This is a genomic window from Streptomyces sp. NPDC058231, assembly GCF_042882275.1.
GTDB lineage: Bacteria > Actinomycetota > Actinomycetes > Streptomycetales > Streptomycetaceae > Streptomyces.
The window spans coordinates 216,635-222,704 of sequence record NZ_JBHVWN010000006.1; the positions used below are offsets into that span (position 1 = coordinate 216,635).

Sequence of the window (6,070 nt, forward strand, 5' to 3'; positions counted from 1 at the left end):
CCGTGCCGTGGCGCCAGGGCCGCAGCACCGAAGAAGGGACACCAGGCACCCATGAGTGCGTCAGGCGGAACCAGGGCGATCGTGGCGGCACTCGGCGCCAACCTCGCGATCGCAGTGGCCAAATTCGTGGCGTTCCTGTTCAGTGGCTCGTCGTCGATGCTCGCGGAGAGCGTCCACTCGCTCGCCGACTCCGGCAACCAGGGGCTGCTCCTGCTCGGCGGTAAGAAGGCGCAGCGCGAAGCCACCCCCCAGCACCCCTTCGGCTACGGCCGTGAGCGCTACATCTACGCCTTCCTCGTCTCCATCGTCCTGTTCTCGGTCGGTGGCATGTTCGCCGTGTACGAGGGTTACGAGAAGGTCCGGCACCCGCACGAGATCGAGGCCTGGTACTGGCCGGTCGGAGTGCTCGTCTTCGCGATCATCGCCGAGGGCTTCTCCTTCCGCACGGCCATCCGTGAGTCCAACGTGACCCGCGGAGCGCTCTCCTGGACGGACTTCATCCGCCGCGCGAAGGCGCCGGAGCTCCCCGTCGTGCTCCTGGAGGACTTCGGCGCGCTCATCGGCCTGATCCTCGCCCTCGGTGGCGTCGGCCTGGCCGTCGCCACCGGCGACGGCATCTGGGACGGCATCGGCACCCTCTGCATCGGCACGCTGCTGATCGTCATCGCGATCGTCCTCGCCGCCGAGACGAAGTCCTTGCTGCTCGGCGAGGCGGCGGGCACCGACCAGGTCGACAAGATCAAGGCCGCGGTCGTCGACGGCGACACCGTCACCGGCATCATCCACATGCGCACGCTCCACCTCGGCCCCGAGGAGCTCCTGGTCGCCGCCAAGATCGCGGTCCAGCACGACGACACCGCCACCGAGGTCGCCAACGCCATCAACGCCGCCGAATCCCGCATCCGCGAAGCGGTCCCGATCGCCCGGGTCATCTATCTCGAACCGGACATCTTCAACGCGGCGGCCGCCTCGGCGGGAACCAACCCCGCCAGGACCCCGGACGGCCCGGACACCGATCCGACGGAATCGGACCACTGACCCGCCCGCACCGTCGTTTAGGTCTTTCCCGGTGCCGAGTGGGCTGGGAGCGACCGGGCCGACCGGTGTAGATTCGATCGCAGTGTCAGACGTCGCTGCTGATGGCGGTCGGCCGCTCCGCATCTGCGGACCGGGCGAGGGAGAGAGGGCCTCCGACGGACTGCGCTGCGAGCGCCCGGGCATTCGTGTGCCCGCCGCCGCAGAGCCAGCCCACCCACCCTCGACCCGATTACGAGGAGCAGCCCGTTATGACGACGGTCGCCAATCGACAGGACTTCAAGGTCGCCGACCTCTCCCTCGCGGTGTTCGGCCGCAAGGAGATCACCCTCGCCGAGCACGAGATGCCCGGCCTGATGTCGATCCGCAAGGAGTACGCCGCCACGCAGCCGCTGGCCGGCGCCCGCATCACCGGCTCGCTGCACATGACCGTGCAGACCGCTGTGCTGATCGAGACCCTGGTCGCCCTCGGCGCCGAGGTCCGCTGGGCATCCTGCAACATCTTCTCCACCCAGGACCACGCCGCCGCGGCCATCGCCGTCGGACCGAACGGCACCCCGGACGCCCCCGCCGGCGTCCCCGTCTTCGCCTGGAAGGGCGAGACGCTGGAAGAGTACTGGTGGTGCACGGAGCAGGCCCTGACCTGGCCGAACACCCCCACCGGCGGCCCGAACATGATCCTCGACGACGGTGGCGACGCCACCCTCCTCGTCCACAAGGGTGTCGAGTTCGAGAAGGTCGGCGCGGCCCCGGACCCGTCGACCGCGGACAGCGAGGAGTACGGCCACATCCTCACCCTGCTGAACCGCACCCTGGGCGAGTCCCCGCAGAAGTGGACCCAGCTGGCGTCCGAGATCCGCGGCGTCACCGAGGAGACCACCACCGGTGTGCACCGGCTGTACGAGATGCACCGCGACGGCACCCTCCTCTTCCCGGCGATCAACGTCAACGACGCGGTCACCAAGTCCAAGTTCGACAACAAGTACGGCTGCCGCCACTCCCTGATCGACGGCATCAACCGCGCCACCGACGTCCTGATCGGCGGCAAGACCGCCGTCGTCTGCGGTTACGGCGACGTGGGCAAGGGCTGCGCGGAGTCCCTGCGCGGTCAGGGCGCCCGCGTGATCATCACCGAGATCGACCCGATCTGCGCCCTGCAGGCGGCGATGGACGGCTACCAGGTCGCCACCCTCGACGACGTCGTTTCCCAGGCCGACATCTTCGTCACCACGACGGGCAACAAGGACATCATCATGGCCGCCGACATGGCCAAGATGAAGCACCAGGCGATCGTCGGGAACATCGGCCACTTCGACAACGAGATCGACATGGCCGGCCTCGCCAAGATCGACGGCATCGTCAAGGACGAGGTCAAGCCGCAGGTCCACACCTGGACCTTCCCCGACGGCAAGGTCCTCATTGTGCTGTCCGAGGGCCGCCTGCTGAACCTGGGCAACGCCACCGGCCACCCCTCGTTCGTGATGTCCAACTCGTTCGCGGACCAGACCCTGGCCCAGATCGAGCTGTACACCAAGCCCGAGGAGTACCCGACCGACGTCTACGTGCTGCCCAAGCACCTCGACGAGAAGGTCGCCCGCCTCCACCTGGCCGCCCTCGGCGTGAAGCTCACGACGCTCCGCCCCGAGCAGGCCGCCTACATCGGCGTCGAGGTCGAGGGGCCGTACAAGCCCGACCACTACCGCTACTGATCCGGTACTGATCCCGCCCGTCAGCGGTGCAGGCCACCCGGCCCGAGACCGCCCGACCCGCCCCTGACGGGCCGGACCAGCCTCAGCAGCAGATACGAGCGCAGGCCCCCGCACCCCCGTGTCGGGGGCCTGCGCCGTTCCGCACCCGCACAGCCCGAGGAACCCGAAGGACCCCATGCCACGCGGCCGTTATTCGCTCCACGATCCCCACGACCACACCCCCCTCGGTGAAGAACACTTCCACTGCGCGCCCGGCCCCTCCGGCTGGCGCTATGTCTCACAGACCACCGCCCCCTCCGGCGAACATCTGGGCTCCGTCGACCTCACCCTCGACGAACTCGGCCGCCCCATCCGCCTCGAACTCCACGCCGCGAGCTGGCAGGTCCGCGGCGCCGCCCTCGAGGGCGTCACCTGGGTCCGGACAGACCCGACCGGCGCCCACGCCACCGAAGGCAATGTCCGCGCCCATGCCTTCGCCGGCACCTCCCCCTCGTTCCTCGTCGCGCTCTCACGACTGCTGCGCCTCACCCCCGGTTCCCCCGCGACCCGCGTCCGCCTCGTCACCTTCACGGACCCGGTCCTCGCCCCCCGTACTGTCGACCAGTCCTGGGCCCTGGTGAACAGTGAAACGCACGCCACTGACAACGGCCCCCTGATGGTGGACGAATACCAGGTCAGCGCCCTGGACACCGGCGAACAGCACACGGTTCACATCGCCGGCGACGTGGTCCTCTCAGCCCCCGGCATCGAGCTCGAAGACCTGGAAACCCCGCCTTCGACCCGCTAGGCGGGCGGCGCGAATCCGGTACCGGGAACCCGAGCTCCAGCCACTCCGGTTCCTGCTGTTTCCGGCCCGGAGCCGTCGGGCCCCGTAGGAGTCCCTGCCCGCCCAGCGCCCGCAGGATCCGCCGGTCCGGATGCAGCCCACTCGCCGGCGGCTCGCCCTTGACCACCCGCCGGGAGACCAGTGGTCCCCGGGGAAACGCCCCGCGCAGCGCCGAACACCCGCCGCGCGTCCCGCGCCTGCCGCTCGTTGACCACGCCCGCCAGATACGCCGCCGCGGGCACCCCTTGCGGCGCAGGGACCCCGGTACGTGCCGCCAGCTCCGCCCCCAGCCGCTCGGCCATCGACCGGCCCACCTCCGGATCGAGCTGGTTCATCCGCGTCAGGCACTGCCGTACCGCCAGCCACAGATCGTCCGGCACGGCCGACAGATCCAGCCCGTCGAACCGTCCGACCAGCCACGGCGGCGGAGGTGGGACATGGGCCGCTCGCCCGGCGGGCACGCGCTCCCGTACGACGATCGTTCCCGCGAACACGTCACCGAGGCGCCGCCCTCGCGCCGAGACCAGCGACGCGATGCACGCGACGACGCCGAGCGTCATCAGGATCTCGACGACCCCCATCGCCCCACGCACCAGCGCGTGTCGGAACCGGATCGGTCCCCCGTCGTCCCGCACCACTCGCAGCCCGCACGCCAACTTCCCCAGCGAACGGCCGTGGCTGAGTGTCTCCACGCAGATCGGACCGCCCACCAGCACGAGCAGGAAGGTGGCGACGGAAAGGGCCGCGGTCGCCGCCTCGTCCAACGTCACCGTCGCGACGGCGACCCCGATCGACACCAGGACGAAGACGGTCCACACCACTACGAGATCGATCGCCAGAGCCAACGCCCGACTCGGCAGTTTCGCCGGCATCAGCCCCAGCACGACCGCGTCCCCGGTCACAAGCTCACTCATCGCTGCCCACCCTTCGCCGACCTTCCCTGCCCCTCGGGAGCTCAGTCTGCCAAGCTGACCCGCAGCGCGCCGCAGTTGTACGAGCCCGTACGCACCCATGCCTGGAGCATCCGCCGACCATGGACCTCGACGTCTTTGTGACAGCCCACCGCAGCGAGTGGGACCGCCTGGACCACCTCCTGCGCCGCGGTCGCCGGCTCACCGGCACCGAGGCCGACGAACTCGTCGCCCTCTACCAGCGCACGGCCACCCATCTCTCGCTGATCCGGTCGAGCACCCCGGACCCGATGCTCATCGCACGCCTCACCCAGCTCGTGGCCCGTGCCCGCTCGACCGTCACAGGCACCCGTCGGGCCTCCTGGCAGGACGTCGCACGCTTCCTGACCGCCGGCTTCCCCGCAGCGGTCTACCGATCGCGGCACTGGTGGATACCGACAGCCGTCCTCTCGGTACTCCTCGCCGCCGGCATGGGTTGGTGGATCGGCACCCATCCGGAGGTCCAGTCGGCGATCGCCGCACCGGACGACCTCCGCCGTATGACGCACCCCGGCGGCGAGTACGAGACGTACTACTCCAGCCACCCGGCTGCGTCGTTCGCCGCCCAGGTCTGGACGAACAACGCTCAGGCCGCGGCGATGTGCCTGGTCCTGGGGGCGTTCCTGTGTCTCCCGGTGATCTGGATCCTCTTCGTCAACGTCCTCAACCTGGCGGTCGGAATCGGCCTGATGTCGTCGGCCGGCCGCCTCGACACCTTCCTCGGCCTGATCCTCCCGCACGGCCTGCTCGAACTCACCGCTGTGTTCGTCGCGGCCGGTACGGGACTCCGCCTCGGCTGGACGGTCATCGACCCGGGCCCGCGAACCCGCCGCGCCGCCCTCGCACAGCAAGGGCGGGCCGCCATCGGCATGGCCATCGGCCTGGCCCTCGTCCTGTTCGTCTCGGGCGTGATCGAAGGCTTCGTCACCCCGTCGGGTCTCCCCACCTGGGCCAGGATCGCGATCGGTATCGCAGCTGAGCTGGCGTTTCTCGCATACGTCTACATACTCGGCGGCCGCGCTGCCCGGGCAGGTGACACCGGAGACCTGGACGCCGCCGAGCGAAGCGCCGAGCTCCCGGCCGCTGCCTGATGTGCGTACGGCCCCGCTGACCTGCTAGTCTCCTCCTTGCCCCAAAAAGCCATTGACATGGCGGACCTGGGGAGGTAGATTCAAACGGTTGAGTCCAACTGGACATGTTGAGGCTCGACGGTTAACATCTATCTCGCTCGTGTTGGAAATCAAATTTCCCCAGAGCGATCGATTCCTTTAACCGGACCACGAAGCCGATCATTTCGGTGGAAATGTTTCTGATAAAGTCGAATCAGCCGAAAGGCAAGACCGCTCCAGTGGTCATCGGAATCAAAATCGAACCGGAAACGGAACGAAAAAGAGTCTGGTAAATTGGAACTCGCCGGAAAGGGAATCGCGAAAGCGAGGAGCTGGAAGGCGGAACCCGCTTCGACCGGGAATCGGACACGAAAGAGTCTGATAGAGTCGGAAACGCAAGACCGAAGGGAAAGCCCGGAGGAAAGCCCGAGAGGGTGAGTA

General features: G+C 68.6%; 6 protein-coding genes. 4 read left to right on the forward strand and 2 right to left on the reverse strand.

The window, feature by feature from the left end:
- The first annotated feature begins 51 nt into the window (after nucleotides 1-51).
- From ACFVXE_RS06895 to ACFVXE_RS06905, 3 genes are all read left to right on the forward strand, one after another.
- Complete coding sequence (locus ACFVXE_RS06895; protein WP_389669884.1) at nucleotides 52-1,038, forward strand: cation diffusion facilitator family transporter; 987 nt, start codon at nucleotides 52-54, stop codon at nucleotides 1,036-1,038.
- Nucleotides 1,039-1,286: 248 nt separating this feature from the next.
- On the forward strand, nucleotides 1,287-2,744 hold the full coding sequence (gene ahcY / locus ACFVXE_RS06900) for an adenosylhomocysteinase (RefSeq protein WP_389669886.1): 1,458 nt from the start codon (nucleotides 1,287-1,289) through the stop codon (nucleotides 2,742-2,744).
- A gap of 175 nt (nucleotides 2,745-2,919) precedes the next feature.
- Nucleotides 2,920-3,531, forward strand: coding sequence for a hypothetical protein (locus tag ACFVXE_RS06905; protein ID WP_389669888.1), 612 nt, complete (start codon nucleotides 2,920-2,922; stop codon nucleotides 3,529-3,531).
- Here the strand turns inward: ACFVXE_RS06905 and ACFVXE_RS06910 are convergent.
- Nucleotides 3,528-4,484 carry an RDD family protein gene (locus ACFVXE_RS06910; RefSeq protein WP_389669890.1) on the reverse strand — a complete coding sequence of 319 codons (957 nt, stop codon included), beginning with the start codon at nucleotides 4,482-4,484 and terminating at the stop codon, nucleotides 3,528-3,530. The two genes, ACFVXE_RS06905 and ACFVXE_RS06910, sit on opposite strands and share 4 nt — an antisense overlap.
- Before the next feature lie 119 nt (nucleotides 4,485-4,603).
- Here ACFVXE_RS06910 and ACFVXE_RS06915 point away from each other — a divergent pair, with 119 nt between their 5' ends.
- Nucleotides 4,604-5,611, forward strand: coding sequence for a stage II sporulation protein M (locus ACFVXE_RS06915; RefSeq protein WP_389669892.1), 1,008 nt, complete (start codon nucleotides 4,604-4,606; stop codon nucleotides 5,609-5,611).
- Nucleotides 5,612-5,760: 149 nt separating this feature from the next.
- Here the strand turns inward: ACFVXE_RS06915 and ACFVXE_RS06920 are convergent.
- Nucleotides 5,761-6,070 (reverse strand): hypothetical protein (locus ACFVXE_RS06920; protein WP_389669894.1); only part of this gene is annotated, 310 nt, incomplete at its 5' end.